20 protein-coding genes and 1 pseudogene are annotated in these 18,522 nt (G+C 62.8%); 9 read left to right on the top strand and 12 right to left on the bottom strand.

All coding sequences use genetic code 11. The annotated features are described in order from the left end of the window. Window positions 1–23: 23 nt before the first annotated feature. The gene (locus L6637_RS23905; protein ID WP_237859873.1) at window positions 24–1,139 is read right to left on the bottom strand and encodes a hypothetical protein; all 1,116 of its coding nucleotides are present in this window, start codon (window positions 1,137–1,139) and stop codon (window positions 24–26) included. Between L6637_RS23905 and L6637_RS23900 the strand changes: the two genes are divergently transcribed. The 5 genes from L6637_RS23900 (at window position 1,072) to L6637_RS42605 (ending at window position 4,094) form a co-directional block, all read left to right on the top strand. Next, window positions 1,072–2,034 carry a tetratricopeptide repeat protein gene (locus tag L6637_RS23900; protein ID WP_237859871.1) on the top strand — a complete coding sequence of 321 codons (963 nt, stop codon included), beginning with the start codon at window positions 1,072–1,074 and terminating at the stop codon, window positions 2,032–2,034. The two genes, L6637_RS23905 and L6637_RS23900, sit on opposite strands and share 68 nt — an antisense overlap. A gap of 69 nt (window positions 2,035–2,103) precedes the next feature. Next, complete coding sequence (locus L6637_RS23895; RefSeq protein ID WP_237859869.1) at window positions 2,104–2,634, top strand: hypothetical protein; 531 nt, start codon at window positions 2,104–2,106, stop codon at window positions 2,632–2,634. A 191-nt stretch (window positions 2,635–2,825) separates the two neighbouring features. Then, window positions 2,826–3,242 (top strand): SRPBCC family protein, encoded by a 417-nt coding sequence (locus L6637_RS23890; protein WP_237859867.1) that lies wholly within the window; start codon window positions 2,826–2,828, stop codon window positions 3,240–3,242. Window positions 3,243–3,522: 280 nt separating this feature from the next. Continuing rightward, window positions 3,523–3,777: a DUF3551 domain-containing protein gene (locus tag L6637_RS23885; protein ID WP_237859866.1), complete on the top strand. Its 255-nt coding sequence runs from the start codon at window positions 3,523–3,525 to the stop codon at window positions 3,775–3,777. Further along, window positions 3,684–4,094, top strand: a complete 411-nt coding sequence (locus tag L6637_RS42605; protein ID WP_338076525.1) for a DUF3551 domain-containing protein — start codon at window positions 3,684–3,686, stop codon at window positions 4,092–4,094. Before L6637_RS23885 ends, L6637_RS42605 begins: the two co-directional genes overlap by 94 nt. Window positions 4,095–4,139: 45 nt before the next feature. Here the strand turns inward: L6637_RS42605 and L6637_RS23875 are convergent, their stop codons facing one another. Continuing rightward, the gene (locus L6637_RS23875; RefSeq protein WP_237859864.1) at window positions 4,140–4,385 is read right to left on the bottom strand and encodes a hypothetical protein; all 246 of its coding nucleotides are present in this window, start codon (window positions 4,383–4,385) and stop codon (window positions 4,140–4,142) included. Between the two features lie 130 nt (window positions 4,386–4,515). Continuing rightward, window positions 4,516–4,725, bottom strand: a complete 210-nt coding sequence (locus L6637_RS23870; protein WP_237859862.1) for a hypothetical protein — start codon at window positions 4,723–4,725, stop codon at window positions 4,516–4,518. 189 nt (window positions 4,726–4,914) lie between these two features. On the opposite strand from L6637_RS23870, the gene L6637_RS23865 reads away from it, so the two are divergent. Next, on the top strand, window positions 4,915–5,607 hold the full coding sequence (locus L6637_RS23865; RefSeq protein WP_237859859.1) for an aspartate/glutamate racemase family protein: 693 nt from the start codon (window positions 4,915–4,917) through the stop codon (window positions 5,605–5,607). Window positions 5,608–5,880: 273 nt separating this feature from the next. On the opposite strand, the gene L6637_RS23860 is transcribed toward L6637_RS23865, so the two are convergent. The 4 genes from L6637_RS23860 to lepA form a co-directional block, all read right to left on the bottom strand. Beyond that, the gene (locus L6637_RS23860; RefSeq protein WP_237859856.1) at window positions 5,881–6,066 is read right to left on the bottom strand and encodes a hypothetical protein; all 186 of its coding nucleotides are present in this window, start codon (window positions 6,064–6,066) and stop codon (window positions 5,881–5,883) included. A 40-nt stretch (window positions 6,067–6,106) separates the two neighbouring features. Beyond that, the gene (locus L6637_RS23855; RefSeq protein WP_237859855.1) at window positions 6,107–6,280 is read right to left on the bottom strand and encodes a hypothetical protein; all 174 of its coding nucleotides are present in this window, start codon (window positions 6,278–6,280) and stop codon (window positions 6,107–6,109) included. A 318-nt stretch (window positions 6,281–6,598) separates the two neighbouring features. Next, window positions 6,599–6,892 (bottom strand): hypothetical protein, encoded by a 294-nt coding sequence (locus L6637_RS23850; RefSeq protein WP_237859853.1) that lies wholly within the window; start codon window positions 6,890–6,892, stop codon window positions 6,599–6,601. Between the two features lie 185 nt (window positions 6,893–7,077). Then, window positions 7,078–8,889 (bottom strand): translation elongation factor 4, encoded by a 1,812-nt coding sequence (gene lepA / locus L6637_RS23845; protein WP_237859851.1) that lies wholly within the window; start codon window positions 8,887–8,889, stop codon window positions 7,078–7,080. Between the two features lie 113 nt (window positions 8,890–9,002). Here lepA and L6637_RS23840 point away from each other — a divergent pair, with 113 nt between their 5' ends. Next, window positions 9,003–10,628 (top strand): glycosyltransferase family 39 protein, encoded by a 1,626-nt coding sequence (locus tag L6637_RS23840; protein WP_237859849.1) that lies wholly within the window; start codon window positions 9,003–9,005, stop codon window positions 10,626–10,628. 94 nt (window positions 10,629–10,722) lie between these two features. Here the strand turns inward: L6637_RS23840 and L6637_RS23835 are convergent, their stop codons facing one another. From L6637_RS23835 to L6637_RS23815, 5 genes and pseudogenes are all read right to left on the bottom strand, one after another. Beyond that, window positions 10,723–11,040, bottom strand: a complete 318-nt coding sequence (locus tag L6637_RS23835; protein ID WP_237859847.1) for an HPr family phosphocarrier protein — start codon at window positions 11,038–11,040, stop codon at window positions 10,723–10,725. Next, window positions 11,037–11,438, bottom strand: a complete 402-nt coding sequence (locus tag L6637_RS23830; protein WP_007597752.1) for a PTS sugar transporter subunit IIA — start codon at window positions 11,436–11,438, stop codon at window positions 11,037–11,039. The genes L6637_RS23835 and L6637_RS23830 overlap by 4 nt, the downstream gene beginning before the upstream one ends. Window positions 11,439–11,627: 189 nt before the next feature. After that, a pseudogene (locus L6637_RS23825) lies at window positions 11,628–12,095 on the bottom strand (HPr kinase/phosphorylase). 11 nt (window positions 12,096–12,106) lie between these two features. Continuing rightward, a complete protein-coding gene (locus L6637_RS23820; protein ID WP_237859845.1) occupies window positions 12,107–13,897 on the bottom strand; it encodes a sensor histidine kinase in 1,791 nt (596 codons plus the stop codon). A 112-nt stretch (window positions 13,898–14,009) separates the two neighbouring features. After that, window positions 14,010–14,711, bottom strand: coding sequence for a response regulator transcription factor (locus L6637_RS23815; RefSeq protein ID WP_027535781.1), 702 nt, complete (start codon window positions 14,709–14,711; stop codon window positions 14,010–14,012). 240 nt (window positions 14,712–14,951) lie between these two features. On the opposite strand from L6637_RS23815, the gene L6637_RS23810 reads away from it, so the two are divergent. Both L6637_RS23810 and L6637_RS23805 read left to right on the top strand, forming a co-directional pair. Beyond that, window positions 14,952–15,698, top strand: a complete 747-nt coding sequence (locus L6637_RS23810) for a HugZ family pyridoxamine 5'-phosphate oxidase (RefSeq protein WP_237859844.1) — start codon at window positions 14,952–14,954, stop codon at window positions 15,696–15,698. A 76-nt stretch (window positions 15,699–15,774) separates the two neighbouring features. Next, window positions 15,775–18,369 carry a CHAT domain-containing protein gene (locus L6637_RS23805; protein WP_237859841.1) on the top strand — a complete coding sequence of 865 codons (2,595 nt, stop codon included), beginning with the start codon at window positions 15,775–15,777 and terminating at the stop codon, window positions 18,367–18,369. The last annotated feature ends 153 nt before the right edge of the window (window positions 18,370–18,522 follow it).

Here is an 18,522-nt window from a genome sequence, read left to right as displayed (position 1 = left end):
CGAGCGGATCGGCCAGGCCGCGATCATTTGCGCCGCCATGATTCGACCAAGGCCGCGAGCCGCGCGTCGAGCGTCTCGTCACCGTCTGCCAGGTCGCCTTGGTATTCGAACCAACGGCTGCCCACGTGCGCGCTGTGCGTGCAGAACTTGCCGTTGTCGAGCCGGCACTCGACGAGCCGCGTGAGCTCTCCGTTCGAATTCATGCGTACGAAGTAATGCTGGATTTGCCCAGGCCCGTCGGCTTGCACCCTGTAGCTCTGGTCGAAGGATTGATACCCGTCGTAGTCCGAGCCGGGTCTCATTTGAGACCGGTGCTCGCGCCATGCTTTCAGGCCGAGATCAGCGTCGACTGGCTCCTTGGAGAGAACACGGAGCTGTTGAAAGAGGCTGCAGTCAGGGTCGGTACGCCCATGAAGGTTGGAGAAGCAGAGATAGGCAATGAAGCCATCTTCGCTTGATACTTCGAGCGGAGAGCCCCCAAAGCCAACATCGACATACTTCCAAGGCACCAGGAAGGTCTCCGCGCCGACATGCCGCTCGTAGTAGTCGGGTCCGGGTTTGACAAAGGAGCGAGCGACCTGGTTGCCGGCGATGATCGTGGGCCAAGTCACGATTACCAGCAGGGATGCAGTGGCTCGGAATTTCAAGGCAAGTACAATCGATGAAGTCACGGCAGCAAGGGCGCCGACAGCAAGAGTGACGTATGACGCTCTGATATCGTACGCGTCCAATGTCGCCTGCGGGTGTGCCGGGAAGTAAAACTTGTTGAAACCGGCCAACGCGGCGATGCCGAGGTATACCGGGACCGACACCACAAAGAAGATCCAGCCGATGACGACGAACGTCTTGGCGCGCCTCCAAAGAATTCCCACGACCTTGCCGGCATCCAAAAGTTGCAGATAGATTTCGCGCAATCCTAGCCGAGACTGCCGGCGAATAGCCAGTCGTGCCCCAGAGCCTTGGCAAAAGGCGGTTACTACGCCATTGAAACCCTCCGGGATTTGAACCTGCCCGGCCTCCAGACGCACCAAACCGCTGAAGTCCCTGACATCTGCGGCGAAGGAGCGCGCGATGAAAGCCCTGAAAGCATCGATTTGTGTTGCCGTTGCCGCGCTCGCGCTGAGCTTGTCGCTGGGCACGCCGTCTTATGCGGACGAGGATGAGGCGGGCACGCTCACCCGGCAGATGAAAGAGCTCTATCAGGCCGGCAAGTATAGCCAAGCGCTGCCGCTCGCCCAGAAGGCCTTGGCTCTTCGCGAAAAGGAGTTCGGCACCGATGATGCCATGGTCGCGATGCCGCTGAACGATCTGGGCACCATCCACTACAATCTGGGCCAATACCCTGTTGCCGAGCTGCTGTACAAGCGTTCACTGGCCATCAGGGAGAGGACGCTCGGTCCGAATTCCACGGAAGTCGCAACCGTCTTGAACAATCTGGGCGAGCTCTATCGGGCGGAAGAGCACTACACGGAAGCCGAGCCGCTGCTCAAGCGGTCGATCGCCATTCGCCAGAAAACGCTCGGTCCCAACGATCCCTCGATCGTGATGGCGATGAGCAACCTTGCTGCGGTCTACAGCAGTCAGGGCCGCTACGACCAATCCGAGCCGCTGTTCAAGCGTGGGCTTGCCATTCTCCAGAAGGCGAACGGCCCCGACGATCCCGAGGCCACTGTCTTGATGAGCAATCTCGCCGACGCCTACATCCACCGGCGTCGCTACGCCGATGCCGAGCGGCTGCTGAAGCGCGCGATAGCGGTGACCGAGAAGGCGTATGGGCCCGACCATCCCGACATCGCGCAGGCGCAGAACAATCTGGCGACGCTCTATGCGCGGCAGGGGCGTAACGCCGATGCGGAGCGATTCTACAAGCAGTCGGTGGCGACCTTCGAGAAGACCCTCGGTCCCGACCATCCCGATCTTGCCGACATTCTCAACAACCTGGCCGCGTTCTACAAGGATCAGGGTCGCTACGCCGATGCCCAGCAACTGTTCAAGCGGTCGGCCGCTATTCGCGGGAAGACCGGGCCGATCTGAACGGGCCTGTCGAGACGTCCCTGTCTGAGGATTATCGCGGATCGCGTTGAGAGGTTGCCAGAGGTTGCCATGACGACGCCTGCAAGACTGCTCGGACTTGTCGTTGCCCTGTCGTGGCTCGGATTGTCTACCGCAACGGCGGCCGGCGGCCCGTCGAAGGACGTCATGGGCGGCGCATGGACGCTCGAGATGGACCGCTACGATCGGCCATGGCTCACCTTCAACGATACGAACCACAAGACCGTGTTTCGCTTCGGCTGCGGGACGCATTACGAGCTCGATGCGGTCTATCCGGGCGAAGCGCCGAAGCAGGACCACACCGAAGCCACGATCACGATCGGCAACGGCAAGACGCAAATGGATTTTGCCGGCTTCACCTACGCCGCCCCCGAAAACTTCCCGCCGAATACCTCGTGGTTCAACCAGGCCGATCTCGGCCATCCCGAGCTCACCGATGACAAAAGGGGTGCGCTGGAAGATCAATTCCTGGATCTTCTGGCCTCCGGCCAACCCCTGACGGTCTCGGCCGAGGGCAAGAGCTACGTTCTGCCGCCGACCAAGGCGTCGCGCTGGCGCGCACGCTTCCAGAAGGTCTGCTGACGTGCCGGCCGCAAGCAGGCCGGTCTTCCCGACGGCACATTTTCGTATTTTTTATCACGACCGTGTCGGCATGGTCGGGTCTCCACCGTCCTTGGGTGGACACGTCGCGGCAGTGCTGTAAACGAATCCCGCGCATGGGCCGCGATGTCGTCACCTCGAGCCGTCAAATATCGAACTGGAGCAATACCCCCATGAGAATCTCCGTCGAAACCAGCGTCGCCGCCCCGATCGATCAGGTCTGGCGTGCCTACACGACGCCTGCCGACATCGTGAAGTGGAACGCCGCATCGGACGACTGGCATACGACCAAGGCGACGGTCGATTTGCGCGAAGGCGGCCTGTTCTCGTCCCGCATGGAAGCCAAGGACGGCAGCATGGGTTTTGACTTCGCGGGCACCTACACGAAGATCCTCGAGCACAGGCGGATCGAATATGCCTTCGGCGATCGCAAGGCCGAAGTCGATTTCGTGCCGGGCCCCAAGGGCGTTGTCGTCCGCGTTGCCTTCGATGGCGAAACCACCCACTCGGTCGAGCAGCAGCAAGCCGGCTGGCAGGCGATTCTTGACAGCTTTGCGCGATACGTCGAAGCAAAGCAGAAGGCGTCGTAAGGGCCAAGACAACAAATAAGATAACAAATAAGTCAGAAAAGAAGACACGAAAGAGGCTGCCGAGCACGGCTCAGCAGCCTCTTTTTTCCGTCAGATCGCGCATGCGGACGTTCCTAAACCGATAGTGATCCCCGGTGATAGGTGAGGAACGATGTCGTGCGCCGCAGGATTGATGCTTGCCCTTTTAGGGAACAATTCGTAAGCCATGTGCAGCCGACCGGCGACCTCGTCAGGCTCCAGCATCTGGCGGCGCGGTTCGGCTGACGTGATGGAGGATCTCATGCGAATCGCCATTCTGGTTGTCGTCATGGTGGTGGGGCTTTCTTCCGCAGCGCGCGCTGACCGTGACTATCCCTGGTGCGTCATGGGCGGAGAGCTCGGCTATTCCGGCGACTGCATGTATGAGACGCGAGAGCAGTGCCTGGCCTCGGCATCCGGACGATGGAACCTCTATTGCGACATCAACCCGCGTGTGAGGTTCAAACAACAACAGCAGCAGGTCCAGCCTCCGCGCCGGACGCAGAGATCACAGTAAGTCCGGCAAGCGGTAGTCCGCCGCTGCAAGCCGGATTCGAAAATCCCTGGAGTGACATGATGCGCGTGCTTCTCTTCATCCTCATGGCCTGGATCGCAGTGTCTGCGACCACTCCAGCCTCGGCCCAGCGGTTCAGCGGCAATTATCCGGTGTGCCTTCAGACATGGGAGTGGGGCGGCGGCACCTACATCTCATGCCAGTATAGTTCGTGGGAGGAGTGCAAGGCGGCCGCTGCAGGCCTTTCCGCCATGTGCTTGACGAACCCTTACGTGCAGCAGCGGCCGTCTCAGCCGGTCGGCGGTCCGCGTCCCCGATAGGTGCGGTTGCGGCGGCCGCGGCCGGCGGCATGCGCTTCAGTCCAATCAGCACCCGCGGCAAATGCCGCTGGTCTTGCGATCGATGATCGCATCCTCCTGATCGAGGAAATCCAGCGGTCCCATGCTCGTTGCGGGAACGTCTGATATGTGCGGCTGGCGGTGCCCGACCGGTGCCGTCCACGGTCTGGTGGTCGTTTCCTTGCCGATTGCCGATGGGTGGAAGGATTGCGCCGACACGGCGCCCATCGTCGATACCAGCGCGAGCGCAACCAGCAGCTTCGAGGTGATCATGAACGCCTCCAAATGCCATCCCGCGCGCGATGCGCGGTTCTGACATCAGGATTTGCGTCGAGCATCTGCTATTCCGCCGATAGCGGAGGCGTGATGTCGCAGTCGCGAAGGCCTTGCGGAATGAGGTTTGTCAGGCCGGCGCTTTGCGGCCGATCAGGCCGAACGCGATCATCGCGAGGCTGATGCCGCCGACGACGCCGGAGACTTCGCCGACAGTCCGCATCAAGGCGACGGGATCATTGGACCACAGCGTCATGTCGCGCATCGACAGGAAGAACAGCACGGCCAGCACCAGCAGCACCGTGCCCACCGCGATCAAGCGCCAGTTCCGTCGTCGCATGAGAAATCCTCCCCGTATCGCCCGCGGACGGGCAGGTCGTTCCTCTGCTGGGGATAGTGTCGTCGTATCAGGATCGGGTTCGATCGGAGCGGCGGTCTTTCCAGCAGATACCGGCCCATCAGTTGTTGTGATGACCGGTGTCCGCGTTTTCGTCTACGATCCGGATCGTTCATATTGAAAGGCTCGAGAATGCAAACCATTGGCTTGATCGGAGGCATGAGCTGGGAGAGCACCGCGCTCTACTACAAGCTCATCAACGAGCGCGTCCGTGATCGCATGGGCAAGCTGCATTCGGCTCCGCTGCTGATGTATTCCTACGACTTCCAGGGCATCAAGGAGATGCAATATGCCGGCCGCTGGACGGAGGCCGCGGCAAGCCTGGCGGAGGTAGCCAAGCTGCTCGAAAGCGCCGGCGCCCGCGCGATCGTTCTGTGCACGAACACGATGCACAAGCTGGCGCCCGACATCATCGCGAAAATGACCATTCCGTTCATTCACATCGGCGACGCAACGGCGCGGCGCATTCGGGCCAAGGGATATCGTCGGGTCGGGCTGCTCGGCACGATCTTCACGATGGAGGAGGATTTCTACATCGACCGGCTGCGCGCGCATGATCTCGATGTCCTCATTCCGTCCGCCGGCGAGCGCGCCGACGTGAACCGCATCATCTACGATGAGCTATGCCTCGGAATCGTCGCCGACGCCTCGCGCCGCCGCTATCAGGAGGTGATGGCCGCGCTGGTCGCGCGAGGCGCCGACTGCATCATCCTCGGCTGCACCGAGATCACGATGCTGGTGGGGGCCGCCGATACGTCGGTCGAGACGTTCGACACCACGGCGATTCACGCCGAGACTGCGGCGGATTTCGCGATCGGGTCTTGATGAGGATTTTGCGTTGACGCGTAGAATGGGTCGAGCAAATTGTCCGCTGTAGCTCGCAGAGCGAAGGTGGAAGCGAAATCCACCTTCATTCGGTGTCCGACGAAAGCTCCAAGAATGATGCTCGTAACCAAGAATAGCGGTGCAGCCGATGCGCTGACGGGATCGACCCTTTGCACGCAGCTATTCCTGCGGTGTCTGTTGTTGAGGACCTCGATGCATTCGCCGGCGGCATGATGAATGACGGTCGCGGTCAGTTCCTCCCGCCGGCGCTCACTACGGTGTACACACGACGGTTGCGCCGCCCATTATTAGTCCTGCTTCTATGCCTCTCGTGAAGGCATGCCAGGCTTCCGTCTGATTGTTCCGATATCCGCCACTCACGGCATCCAAGTCCTCAGCCATCAATTCCCGCGGCGTGATTTCGCTCGCATCGCTGATTTCGTTGTTGCGCCTAGCCATCTCCGTCTCCTCCGTTGGTGGGGCCGCCTAACGACCCTCGTTATGATAAATGTGTCCAACAACCGATGCCGCCTTGTTCCGCAAAGCCTTTCGCCATCCCGAGTTGGAACCAGGCCCATGCTTCGGTCTGATTGTTCTTAAGCCCACTGCTGACGCTATCCAGCTCTTCGGCCGTGAGCTCGAACTCATTGATTTCAGTCTGGTCTCTTTCCATGTCCGCTGCCTGCTGGGCTTGGAGGGACCATTCCCTCCCAATCTGTAAGTGCAGGATTACGCGATCCGGTCCCTGATCGCCGTGATCCTCATCACACTTTAAATGGGACCACGGCGCATCCATTTGGACGTGTGTGCTGGGTTCTCTCGGCGCGGTCTAGGCGGGCCTTAGTGTTCCGGCTTAATGTTCAGACATGTCGCTCACCAGTCCGATCAAGCCCGTATGACCCGATGTGGCAGCAACAATACGCGGCAGAAGAGGCGCGTTGGCGCCGAGATCGGATGCTTGCGGTCTCTGGAACGCTTGCTGTGAGGCCCGTCAAACGTCTGACATCGGAAGCATCTCGAGCTTGGCAGACGATCTTTCCAGCATCCAGGCTTGAGCCGTTCGTCGCGGATCAATCCGATATCGCTGGAAGTCCGCGTCGGATGCGAAGCTGACGATGTGGATTTCGATCGTGCCGTCGGAGTTGCGAAGCCGTCGCTCCAGACGCCCGTTGAACTCGGGCAAGAGCGGGAGCACGGCATCCTCGTAGGCTGTGAAGTCCGCAACGCCCGCTGCGGGTATTCGGGCGATGAGCGCAAACGTGACGGGGATGGCTTGATAGGACATCGTCGCTTGCCGGCTGCACCACTGCCATGATGCCACCATATCCCTGTTTTGCCCGACGGAGCAAGTCAAATTCGTGAAAATCGAAAAAGCGCAGCGCCGCCGACGCGTCGGCTACTGTGCATGGGGTTGTTTTCGAGATTTGCGTCGTTCGGCTCCGAGAATTTCGGACCGGAGCCTGGACGGCCTCAGCTGTCGACCTTCAGCGCGGCAATGAAGGCTTCCTGCGGGATGTCGACCTTGCCGAACTGCCGCATCTTCTTCTTGCCTTCCTTCTGCTTCTCCAGAAGCTTGCGCTTGCGCGTGATGTCGCCGCCGTAGCACTTCGCGGTGACGTCCTTGCGCAGCGCGCGCACCGTCTCGCGCGCGATCACCTTGCCGCCGATCGCCGCCTGGATCGGGATCTGGAACATGTGCGGCGGGATCAGCTCCTTCATCTTCTCGACCATGGCGCGGCCGCGCCCTTCCGCGCGGGTGCGGTGGACCAGCATGGAGAGCGCATCGACCGGCTCGGCATTGACCAGGATCTGCATCTTGACGAGATCGGCCGGCTTGTAATCGGTCAGATGATAGTCGAACGAGGCGTAGCCCTTGGAGACCGACTTGAGGCGGTCGTAGAAGTCGAACACGACCTCGTTGAGCGGCAAATCGTATTTCACCATCGCGCGGGCGCCGACGTAAGTCAGCTCCTTCTGCGAGCCGCGGCGGTCCTGGCACAGCTTCAGCACGCTGCCGAGATATTCGTCGGGGGTGAGGATCGTCGCCTCGATCCAGGGCTCCTGGATCTCCTCGATCTTCACGACGTCAGGCATGTCGACGGGATTGTGGATCTCGAGCTCGGTGCCGTCGGTGAGCTTCATCTTGTAGATGACGCTCGGCGCGGTCGCGATCAGATTGAGGTCGAACTCGCGCGACAGCCGCTCCTGGATGATTTCGAGGTGGAGCAGGCCGAGAAAGCCGCAGCGGAAGCCGAAGCCGAGCGCGGCCGAGGTCTCCATCTCGAAGGAGAAGCTGGCGTCGTTCAGCCTTAGCTTGCCCATCGCGGCGCGCAGCGTCTCGAAGTCGTCGGCGTCGACAGGGAACAGGCCGCAGAACACCACGGGGATCGCCGGCTTGAAGCCCGGCAGCATCTCGGTAACCGGCTTGCGGTCGTCGGTGATGGTGTCGCCGACGCGGGTGTCGGCGACTTCCTTGATCGCGGCGGTGATGAAGCCGATCTCGCCGGGGCCGAGCTCGTCGACCTGCTGCATCTTCGGCGTGAAGAAGCCGACGCGCTCGACGTCGTAGGCCGCGCCGGTGCCCATCATGCGCACGCGGCTACCCTTCTTCATGACGCCGTCGACGACGCGGATCAGAACCACGACGCCGAGATAGACGTCGTACCAGCTGTCGACCAGCAGCGCCTTCAGCGTGGCGTCACGATCGCCCTTCGGCGGCGGCAGGCGGGTGACGATGGCTTCCAGCACATCAGGGATGCCGAGGCCGGTCTTGGCCGAGATCATCACCGCGTCCGACGCATCGATGCCGATGACGTCCTCGATCTGCTGCTTGACCTTCTCGGGTTCGGCCGCGGGAAGGTCGACCTTGTTCAGGACCGGAACGATCTCGTGATTGTTGTCGAGCGCCTGGTAGACGTTGGCGAGCGTCTGCGCCTCGACGCCCTGGCTGGCGTCGACCACCAGCAGGGAACCTTCGCACGCCGCCAGCGACCGCGAGACCTCGTAGGCGAAGTCGACATGGCCGGGCGTGTCCATCAGGTTGAACACGTAATCCTTGCCGTCCTTGGCGTGGTACTGCAGGCGCACCGTCTGCGCCTTGATGGTGATGCCGCGCTCGCGCTCGATGTCCATGGAATCGAGCACCTGCTCCTTGCCCGCCATTTCGCGGTCGGTGAGGCCGCCGGTCATCTGGATCAGGCGGTCGGCCAGCGTCGATTTGCCATGGTCGATATGGGCGACGATGGAGAAATTGCGGATGTTGGAAATGGGGACGGTCGTCATGGGCGCGGGATACCACTCACATCCCCGTGCGGCAACCATATTGCTGTATTTTCAGGGCCTTTCTTCACGCCAAGCTGATTCCACGGCGGCCCAAAACGCGCTACGCAACGGCCATGTCAACGACCTCGATCCCCTCTGCCCGAACGCGCGTAAAATCCCGGGTCAGCTTTGACCGTTTCCGGGCCTGGCTGGTCGCCTACGCGACCGACCCCTCGGCCCGGCTCTGGCTGGTGATCCAGCTCGCCATCCTGCACGCGGTGATCTGGACCTTCATCCTGATCAATCTCAAGGCAGCGCAGGACGTTCACATGGACGTCGCAGAAGCCTGGGGCTGGGGCCAGAAATTCCTGTGGGGTTATGGCAAGCACCCGCCGCTGTCAGGCTGGATTGCCGGGCTCTGGTTCAAGGTCTTTCCCGCGACGGACTGGGCGACCTATGCGCTGGCGATGGCGACCGTCAGTGTCGGCATGGTGATCTGCTGGCTGGTGGCAATGCGTGTGGTCGATCCACGCCGCGCGTTTCTGGTCGTGGTGATGGTCGCGCTCTATCCGATCTTCAATTTCAAGGGTTTCAAGTACAACCCCGATCTGCTTCAGCTCGTCACCCTCCCGCTCGTCGTGCTCGCTTATCTCGACGCGTTCGAGAAACGGAGCTGGCTATCAGGCATCTGGCTGGGGCTCGCCGGTGCGTTGGCGCTGATGACCAAATACTGGGTGCTGACCATGTTCGGCGCCATCGGCCTCGCCGCGCTGATCCATCCGGAGCGGATGAGGTTCCTGCTGTCGCCGGCACCCTGGGTCGCAATCGCGACGATGGCCGTTGCAATGATTCCGCACATCATCTGGCTGGCGGATTCGCATTTCGTGCCGTTGGCCTATGCCGGCGATACTTATAGCGTCGACGACGCCGGTCTCGTGCATCAGCTCGTGCTCGGTTACGTCCTGCACAATGCCGGACTGCTGGCTCTCCCCGTCGCGCTCGCAGCACTCGCGATGGCGCTGGTGCCGCCGTGGCGGACCCTGCTGTTGCGCGCGCCCTCGCGCATCGTCACGCGGGCCTGGGCGCGCGGCGTCAATCCCGGCGTCAATGTTTCGCAGGCGCTGAACGTCTGGATCATCCAGACCATCGTTGCAGCCGGACCGCCGCTCGGCGCGCTCGCCTTCAGCATCTATTTGAAGACCGACTGGGGCATTTCGCTGTTCTTCCTGGTGCCGCTCGCGCTGGTCGCGATTCCGGCGCTGCGGGTGCAGAGCGCGGTGCTGTTCAACATCGTAGCGATCTGGCTCGTGCTCAGCGTCGCGACGCTTGTCGCCTCGCCCTGGATCGCCGCGCGCGAGATGGCGGCGAACAGGGACAACACGGCGACCTACGGCGCGCGCTCCGAGCTCGCGCGCGAGCTGACGCAAGCCTGGCACTCCCGCTTCGCCTCGCGCTGGGCGATCGTCACCGGCACGATGGACTCGATCCAGCCGATGGTGTTCTACAGCCCCGACCATCCGGTTGCGTTCATCCCGAACGAGGCCTGGAGCTCCGGACTGACGACACTCGATGAGGTCAAGAAGGACGGCTTCATCGGCGTGTTCGATCCGACTGACGGCCGTCTGCCGGCGTTCGAGAAATGGGTGTCGGAGATCGCGCCCAACGCTGAGCGCATAGTGATGACCACGCGCCGCTTCACCCACGGCAAGGCCGGGCCGGCGATGACCTGGAATATCTACATCGCGCCGCCGGCCAAGTGAGGCTTTCGTCGTTCCGGGGCGTGCGAAGCGTGACCCGGAACCTCGAGAATCCGGGTTCGATGCTGCGCATCGCCCCGGAATGACGGATGGAGGGTTAAACCCCCTCTTCGTTGAACTTGCTTTCGACGAGCTCGGTGATCGCTTCAATCGCGGCTTCGGCATCAGTGCCGGCCGCCGCGACCGTGATCGTCGTGCCGGGTCCTGCAGCTAACATCATCAGGCCCATGATCGAGGTGCCGCCGACGGTCTCGCCGCCACGCGTCACCCACACCTGCGCGTTGAAACGCTCGACCGCCTGGACGAATTTCGCCGAGGCGCGGGCGTGCAGGCCGCGCTTGTTGATGATCAGGAGCTCCTTGGAGATCGCGCCTGCCGGCACGCCAGCCCCGGCTTGTGGCGCGTCGTCGCTCATTTGCCGGCGAGCACGCGACTGGCAATGGTGACGTATTTGCGGCCCGCTTCCTGAGCCATCGCGATCGCGTCCGGCAGCGGGCGCTCCTCGCGGACCTTGGCGAGCTTCACCAGCATGGGCAGGTTGATGCCCGCGAGCACTTCGACCTTGGGCCGGCTCATGCAGGAAATCGCAAGATTCGACGGCGTGCCGCCGAACATGTCGGTGAGGATCGCGACGCCATCGCCGGAATCGACGCGGTTAACCGCCTCGATGATGTCGCTTCGACAGAGATCGGAATCATCTTCAGCGCCGATCGTAATCGCTTCGATTTGCTTTTGTGGACCCATCACGTGCTCAAGCGCCGCCTTGAATTCGTCGGCAAGGCGCCCGTGGGTCACAAGTACTAGACCAATCATCGGAAAACTCCCGCGGGCGCTTTTGGTGCGCCGCACGAACGCGCCACTTTGACCATCCAGAGCCCCCGCGCAAGAGGGGATGTTGCGCATCTCCCTGAATCTAGACGGATGGATGAGGGGAGCTGCGCCGGTCTACTCGGTCGCGAGTGTGTGGCTCATATGGTTACCATTTCCCTTCAAACAATCGCCTCAGGCGTTAGCCGAAGGTTAACTCTTGGTAGTGGTCAAGGCCGCGACAACCAAGGGGAGGGGCGAATAGTCGCGGCCAACAGGGATTCGCGGTATTTCGACACCGAAAACCAGGGTTTTCAACGATTCCAGCGGCGGCAGGCGTTCGGCGTCGTCGGCGTCCAGATCGACCACGAGGCCGACCGTCGCACGCTCCACGAAGTCGCAGCGGCGGATCCCCAGCCCCCGAATCTCGATCAGGCCGGCGAGGACAGGCACGGGGCGCACCTCAATTTCATGGCCGACTGTCGCCAGATGGACACGGTCGTCGCCGACCAAAACGGCGCTTTCGAGCATCCCCGCGCGGCCCGCCATGATTAAATCGAAGGCAAGGCGCGATTTGCCGGCGCCCGACGGCCCGCGGATCAACACCGCCAGGGATCCGACCTTCACCGCTGATGCGTGAACGCTCGGCCGGCCGTCGTTCAACCTGCCTTGGCTCATAGCGCCGGCAGCCTCACCACGAAGCGCGCGCCGGCAACCGTCGGTGCGCCGTCTTCGTCAGTGGGGCCAGCGCGGTTCTCGGCCCAGATGCGCCCGCCATGGGCGTCGACGATCTGCTTGGAGATCGAGAGGCCAAGCCCCGAGTTCTGGCCGAAGCCCTGATGCGGCCGGTCCGTATAGAAGCGCTCGAAGATGCGCTCCAGCGCGTCGTCGCGGATGCCGGGGCCGTCATCGTCGACGACGATCTCGATCTCGCCGCGGGTCCGGCGGCAGGTCAGGCGCACCTTGGCTCCGGCTTCCGAGAAGGATTGGGCGTTGGAGAGCAGGTTGGAAACCACCTGCCCGAGCCGCGAATCATGGCCCGTCACCGAGAACGTGTCGGTCGGACTGCGGCCCTCGAAGCGCGCCTCGACGGCGACGTCGTGGCCGAGCTTGGTTTCATTGGCGACCGCAACCAGCGTTCCGAGCAGCCGCTTGAGATCGACCGGGATCGCATCCTGCCGCTGCAATTCGGCATCGAGCCGGCTTGCGTCGGAGATGTCGGAGATCAGCCGGTCGAGCCGCTTGACGTCATGCTCGATCACCTCGAGCAGGCGGGCGCGGCTGTTCTCGTTGCGCGCCAGCGGCATGGTCTCGACCGCGGAGCGCAGCGAGGTCAGCGGGTTCTTCAGCTCGTGGGCGACGTCGGCGGCGAACATCTCGATCGCCTCGATCCGCTTGTAGAGCGCGTTGGTCATGTCGCGCAACGCGCCGGAGAGGTGGCCGATCTCGTCGCGGCGACGCGTGAAGTCGGGAATCTCGACGCGGGTCTTGATGCGGCGGCGGACGCGTTCGGCGCTGTCTGCGAGCCGGCGCACCGGGCCCGCGATCGTGCTTGCCAGCAGCAGCGACAGCATGATCATGACAGCTGCGGCGACGCCGCCGACCTTGAGGATCGCGAGGCGCTCGGCCGTGACCATCTGGTCGATCTCGTCGCCCTGGGTCGACAGCATCAGCGCGCCGTGAATCGCGCGTGAACGCTGCACGGGGACGGCAACCGAGACGATCACCTCGCCGCGCGAATTGACCCGCACCATCGAGCGCTTCTGGCCCTGCAGCGCATCGGCGACTTCGACATAGCCATTGCCGTTTTCGCGCCCGAGTTCGCGATAGAGCGGCAGGTCGCCGCGGTTCAGCCAGGTGCGCACCGCGGACTTGACGCGCTCGACCACGCCCGGCTTTTCCGACAGCGGCGGCAGCGGAATGCCCCGCACGATATCGAGATCACGGCTGTCGAGCAGCACGCTCCCGTTGGGATCGAAAATCCGCGCGCGGGTCTTGGTTGGCGAGATCAGCGTGCTCAGCACCGGCGCCACGCGCTCCGGATTGATCGGAAAATCCAGCGAATCATCCACTCCGCCGTAGCTCTCGCCCAGCTTCAGGTCGAGCAGCCGTTCCGGATCGACGGTGATCGCATTGGTCTGCACCGTTGCGGATGCGCCGATGGCGCCGGCAATGATCTCGGCCTGCACCAGGAGGCTCTGCGCGCGCGCGTCGATCAGGCCGGCGCGGAACTGCGACAGATACAGGATGCTCGCGACCAGCGCGACGAGGCCGGCAAGGTTGAGCGAGACGATGCGGCGAGTCAGGCTCGAGAACGACAGCGCGAAAAAGAACTGTCCGGCGCGCTTGAGCCAGTTCAGCGGCCCCCAGCCTCTTGCAACCGGCTTGTCCTCATGGTCCGAGGCGCCGTGGGATGCGATGTCCTCGGCGTTCGAACTCGAATCAGGCTGCGTTCGGTCAAGCAATGCTTACGCCCGCGTTAGGACAGCTCGTTGCGACGGTCCCGCATCCTAGAGCATGCCCGGTTCTGATGGAATCAGAACCGGGCTTGAGCTCTTTGTGAAGGCGCGTCGCGCCTCAGGCTTCCTTGAAGCGGTAGCCGACGCCGTAGAGCGTCTCGATCATCTCGAAATCGTTGTCGACCACCTTGAACTTCTTGCGCAGCCGCTTGATGTGGCTGTCGATGGTGCGGTCGTCGACATAGACCTGGTCGTCATAGGCCGCGTCCATCAGCGCGTTGCGGCTCTTGACCACGCCGGGCCGGGTCGCCAGCGCCTGGAGGATCAGGAATTCGGTGACCGTCAGGGTCACCGGCTCGTTCTTCCAGGTGCAGGTATGCCGTTCCGGATCCATGCGCAGCAGGCCGCGGTCGAGTGCCTTGGCATCGTTCTCCTTCGGTGCGACGGTCGGATCCTTCGGCGCCGAGCGCCGCAGCACGGCCTTGACGCGTTCCACCAGGAGGCGCTGCGAGAACGGTTTGCGGATGAAATCGTCCGCGCCCATCTTGAGGCCGAACAGCTCGTCGATCTCCTCGTCCTTGGAGGTCAGGAAGATCACCGGCAGGTCGGACTTTTGCCTGAGGCGGCGCAGCGTCTCCATGCCGTCCATGCGCGGCATCTTGATGTCGAGGATGGCGAGATCAGGCTGGGTGGTGCGGAAGCCGTCCAGCGCCGAGGCGCCGTCGGTATAAGTCATGATGCGATAGCCTTCGGCTTCCAGCGCGATCGAGACGGATGTGAGAATGTTGCGGTCGTCGTCGACCAAAGCGATTGTGGGCATGAGCCTCTGCTTTCTGCTTTCCGTTTGGGTCGTGGCTTAAAACGGCGAGCAATCCAGTGATGCGCCGCATACATGGGTGCCGAATTGGCGTTCGAACCTTGTCACCGAGCAATGCAAGCTGGGCTGAAGTGTGACCAAGTTCCACGAAACACGGCGGATTCGCCGCATATCGACCCATAACCGGGTTCGGGTTTACCCGAAAAAAGGCCCGCCTTGCAACCACCTGAGCCGAGAAAGCCCATGCAACCGACCCCCGATTTTGTTCCCCAAAAGCTCGCCAAATCGCTGCTCAGGCGCTCACGGCAGGGTGCGCTGGCAACTCTCATGGCTGGCAGCGGCGATCCCTATTGTTCCCTGGTCAATCTGGCCAGCCACCCCGACGGTTCGCCGATTCTGCTGATCTCGCGGCTGGCGGTCCACACCAGGAATATCCTCAGCGACTGCCGGGTCTCCCTGATGCTGGACGAGCGCGCCCCGGGCGATCCGCTGGAAGGTGGCCGGATCATGCTGTCCGGCCGGGCCGAGCAGGCCGAGGGTGAGAAGGATTTGCTCCAGCGGCGGTATCTCAATGCTCATCCTTCGGCGGAAGCCTTTGTTTCATTTAAGGATTTTTCGTTCTTCCGGATCATCCCTTCGGGAACCCATCTGGTCGCCGGTTTCGGCCGGATTGTCGATCTCAAGCCGGAGCAGTTCCTCACGGACCTGGCCGGCGCCGACGACCTGCTGGCGGCGGAGGAGGGCGCTATTGAGCATATGAATGCCGACCACCGCGAGGCCATGGCCCTTTATGCAGCGAAGCTGCTGGGTGCGGCTGAGGGCGATTGGCGCTGCACCGGCTGCGACCCCGAAGGCCTCGACATGCAGGACGGCCAGACCGCGCTGCGCCTCGATTTTCCGGAGCGGGTCACCACCGGTCAGGCGCTGCGCAAGATGCTGGTACGTCTGGTGGGCGAAGCGCGCGCCAAGGTGAACCAAAAAGCGGACTAGCTACGACACATTGAACGTCGCCTCCCATCGCTGCGACCCAAGATCGTGATCGGTCCGAGGTTGGCAGCGAGGGTTCATGGCACGTCGTCGTTTGGCATTGGTCGCTGGCCTTGCGCTTGCGATCACGGCATCTCATGCCACGCTCGGCCTCGCCCAGACGGGCGGCCTTGCCGCGCAGAGCGCGCGCATCAATGCGCTGAGAACCGCCGGCAAATATTCCGAAGCCTTGCCGCTGGCGCAGGCCATGGTGGCCGCGCTCGAGAAGACCAGCAACAACCGCGATCTCGCCGCCGCACTCAACAATCTCGCGCAGATCTATGCCGACCAGGGACACGACGATCAGGCCGAGCCGATCTACAAGCGCGCCATCGCGCTGATGGAGAAGGGGACGGGCCTCGACAGCGTCGAGATTGCGCCGGTGCTGAACAATCTCGCCGCGCTCGATCAGCGGCAGGGCCGCTTCGCGGATGCCGAGCCGCTGTTCAAGCGCGCGCTGGCCGTCCGCGAGAAGGCACTGTCGCGCGAGCATCCCGATGTCGGCCAGTCCCTCAACAATCTCGCCACGCTCTATGTGAAGCAGGAGCGCTTTGCGGAGGCCGAGCCGCTTTTCCAGCGGGCGCTCGCGATCTTTCAGAAGGTCGGCGGTCCCGAGCACCCCGCGGTCGCGACGCTCTTGAACAATATCGGCCAGCTTGATCGCGATCTCGGTCGTGATGCAGAGGCCGAGGCCCCGATCAAGCGGTCGCTCGCGATCCGCGAGAAGGTGTTGGGAGCGGATCATCCCGACGTCGCGCGCTCTCTCAACAATCTCGCCGGACTTTACGAGCACGAGCGGCGCTATGCCGATGCCGAGCCGCTGTATCGCCGCGCGCTTGCCATCCGCGAGCGTGCACTTGGGCCCGATCATCCTGATGTCGCGACATCGACCAGCAATCTCGCTTATTTCCTCTACGTGTCCGGGCGAATTGCGGACGCGTTGCCGCTCGCGGAAAAAACCTTTGCGGGTGATCGCGCGCAGCTGCGTGTGGTGTTGCCGATCCTGTTTGCTGCGCGTCAGCAATCCCTGCTGCCTGATGACAAGGCGCTGGACAAGGCGCTCGCCGCGATCCAGCGTGGCACCCAATCTTCCGCAGCCTCGGCCGTGAACAAGCTTGCCGTAAGGCTCGCTGCAGGCACCGACCGGCTCGCCGAGCTGGTGCGCAAGGACCAGGATCTCGCGGCTGAATCCGACGCGCTCGACAAGGCGATCATCGCGGCCGTGTCGAAGTCATCGGCGCAACGCGACGTCGCCTCCGAGCAGCGGAGTCGGGCGCGGATCGCGGCGATCGCAAGCGAGCGCACCGCGTTGCAGAAGACGCTCGCCGTCGAGTTTCCCGACTACGCCTCGCTCTCCAACCCGCTGCCTTTGACGGTGAAGGATGTGCAGTCTCTCCTGTCGGCCGACGAGGCGATGGTGCTCCATTCCGTCGTCGACAAGCGAAGCTATGTCATCGCCATCACGCGCGAGAGCGCGGACTGGAAAGAAATCCCGCTTGGCGCGGACGCGCTGGCGCAGAAGGTGACCGCATTCCGCAGAGGTCTCGATGTCGGCAAGGCCCGCGATGGCTCCGGCAAATCAGGCCGCTTTGATCTCGCGCTCGCCAACGAGCTCTACGTCACGCTGCTCGGCCCGGTCGAGGCGCTGATCAAGGACAAACGCAGTCTGCTCACGGTGCCATCTGGCGCCCTGACCGCGCTGCCGTTTCACTTGCTCGTCACGGAGACACCGCCGGCTGCGATTCCGGACACGCTTGAAGGCTATCGCAGTGCGGCCTGGCTGCTGCGGCGACAGGCCATCTCGGTGCTGCCATCGGTCGTCAGCCTGAAGTCGCTGCGGGCCTTCGCGCGCAGGGACGAGGGCGTCAAGCCGATGACAGGCTTCGGCGACCCAGTTTTCAATCCCGCCGAGGGCGGCCCTTCCGACCGGCGCGCAGCAGCCGGAAAAGTCGCCGCGCGCAATATCGCTACATCAGCCTATACCGATTTCTGGCGCGGCGCAGGCGTCGATCGCGCGCGGCTCGCGCAGGCGCTGCCGCAGCTTCCCGACACCGCAGACGAATTGAATGCTGTAGCGAAAGACGTCGGCGCGGCTGATGCCGACATCCATCTCGGCCGCGATGCCAGTGAAGCGACGCTCAAGCGTGCACCGCTTGCTCAATACGGCATCATCTACTTTGCGACTCATGGCCTCGTTGCCGGCGATATCAAGGGTGTGGGCGAGCCGTCGCTTGCGCTCTCGATACCCGATCAGCCGTCCGAGCTCGACGACGGTCTGCTCACAGCGAGCGAGGTTGCGCAGCTCAAGCTCAATGCAGGCTGGGTCGTGCTGTCGGCCTGCAACACGATCGCCGGCGACAAGCCTGGCGCCGAAGCGCTGTCCGGACTGGCGCGCGCCTTCTTCTATGCCGGCGCACGCGCGCTGTTGGTTTCGCATTGGGCAGTGGATTCAGAGGCTGCCACCCGCTTGACCACTTCGACTTTCGATTTGCTCAAAAACGAACCAGGAATCGGCAGAGCCGAAGCCCTTCGGCGCGCGATGTTAACGTATGCTGATGACACCTCGTCGCCCCGCAATGCGTATCCCGCAATGTGGGGGCCGTTCGCGCTCATCGGCGAAGGCGCGGTACGATAGAACGGCGCGCCATTGTGCGTCGCAAAACATTCGATAACGCCGAAAGCTGCGTTTGGTTGCGCGATCATTGGTGATTTTCGATGCGCGCGTTCAGAGCTGACATGCGCGACGTTTGGCGCGGTCCTTGAATAAACCAAAACCTGCGGGATCAGC

The sequence above is a fragment of the Bradyrhizobium zhengyangense genome, assembly GCF_022012435.1.
Taxonomy (GTDB): domain Bacteria; phylum Pseudomonadota; class Alphaproteobacteria; order Rhizobiales; family Xanthobacteraceae; genus Bradyrhizobium; species Bradyrhizobium zhengyangense.
Note: the sequence above shows the minus strand (reverse complement) of the source record. Positions and strands in the feature narration are given on the sequence as shown.

Excerpts from the sequence above, each read along its gene's own strand:
- L6637_RS23900 (WP_237859871.1), top strand. The coding sequence starts at position 1,072 with ATGAAAGCCCTGAAAGCATCGATTTGTGTTGCCGTTGCCGCGCTCGCG.
- L6637_RS23895 (WP_237859869.1), top strand. The coding sequence starts at position 2,104 with ATGACGACGCCTGCAAGACTGCTCGGACTTGTCGTTGCCCTGTCGTGG.
- L6637_RS23890 (WP_237859867.1), top strand. The coding sequence starts at position 2,826 with ATGAGAATCTCCGTCGAAACCAGCGTCGCCGCCCCGATCGATCAGGTC.
- L6637_RS23885 (WP_237859866.1), top strand. The coding sequence starts at position 3,523 with ATGCGAATCGCCATTCTGGTTGTCGTCATGGTGGTGGGGCTTTCTTCC.
- L6637_RS42605 (WP_338076525.1), top strand. The coding sequence starts at position 3,684 with ATGGAACCTCTATTGCGACATCAACCCGCGTGTGAGGTTCAAACAACA.
- L6637_RS23875 (WP_237859864.1), bottom strand. The coding sequence starts at position 4,385 with ATGATCACCTCGAAGCTGCTGGTTGCGCTCGCGCTGGTATCGACGATG.
- L6637_RS23870 (WP_237859862.1), bottom strand. The coding sequence starts at position 4,725 with ATGCGACGACGGAACTGGCGCTTGATCGCGGTGGGCACGGTGCTGCTG.
- L6637_RS23865 (WP_237859859.1), top strand. The coding sequence starts at position 4,915 with ATGCAAACCATTGGCTTGATCGGAGGCATGAGCTGGGAGAGCACCGCG.
- L6637_RS23860 (WP_237859856.1), bottom strand. The coding sequence starts at position 6,066 with ATGGCTAGGCGCAACAACGAAATCAGCGATGCGAGCGAAATCACGCCG.
- L6637_RS23855 (WP_237859855.1), bottom strand. The coding sequence starts at position 6,280 with ATGGAAAGAGACCAGACTGAAATCAATGAGTTCGAGCTCACGGCCGAA.
- L6637_RS23850 (WP_237859853.1), bottom strand. The coding sequence starts at position 6,892 with ATGTCCTATCAAGCCATCCCCGTCACGTTTGCGCTCATCGCCCGAATA.
- lepA (WP_237859851.1), bottom strand. The coding sequence starts at position 8,889 with ATGACGACCGTCCCCATTTCCAACATCCGCAATTTCTCCATCGTCGCC.
- L6637_RS23840 (WP_237859849.1), top strand. The coding sequence starts at position 9,003 with ATGTCAACGACCTCGATCCCCTCTGCCCGAACGCGCGTAAAATCCCGG.
- L6637_RS23835 (WP_237859847.1), bottom strand. The coding sequence starts at position 11,040 with ATGAGCGACGACGCGCCACAAGCCGGGGCTGGCGTGCCGGCAGGCGCG.
- L6637_RS23830 (WP_007597752.1), bottom strand. The coding sequence starts at position 11,438 with ATGATTGGTCTAGTACTTGTGACCCACGGGCGCCTTGCCGACGAATTC.
- L6637_RS23815 (WP_027535781.1), bottom strand. The coding sequence starts at position 14,711 with ATGCCCACAATCGCTTTGGTCGACGACGACCGCAACATTCTCACATCC.
- L6637_RS23810 (WP_237859844.1), top strand. The coding sequence starts at position 14,952 with ATGCAACCGACCCCCGATTTTGTTCCCCAAAAGCTCGCCAAATCGCTG.
- L6637_RS23805 (WP_237859841.1), top strand. The coding sequence starts at position 15,775 with ATGGCACGTCGTCGTTTGGCATTGGTCGCTGGCCTTGCGCTTGCGATC.